At 65.5% G+C, this 235-nt stretch carries 1 protein-coding gene; it reads left to right on the forward strand.

The genetic code is table 11. The features are described 5' to 3' along the window. A partial coding sequence (locus tag SB717_RS39665) for a hypothetical protein (protein ID WP_410908835.1) occupies positions 1 to 235 on the forward strand: 235 nt, incomplete at both ends.

Below are 235 nucleotides of genomic sequence, written 5' to 3' on the forward strand. Positions count from 1 at the left end.
CATTGTCGACGTTGCTCCCCGGACTGCTCGAGGGCGACTCAGCGGTCGGTTTTGCCGAGCAGTTCACCGGCATGCTCGCCTCGGTCATCATCGAGTCGGGGGAAGGGTCGGCACGCGACGCGACCCTGGTCCAGTTGTTCGACGAACAGGTCGTGCGCACTCCCGGCAACCGGGCACTCATCGACGGTGAGGCGGTCATCACCTACGCCGAGCTCGACGAACGCGCGAACAGGCT

This window comes from Priestia sp. SIMBA_032 (genome assembly GCF_046535215.1).
Classification (GTDB): domain Bacteria; phylum Bacillota; class Bacilli; order Bacillales; family Bacillaceae_H; genus Priestia; species Priestia aryabhattai.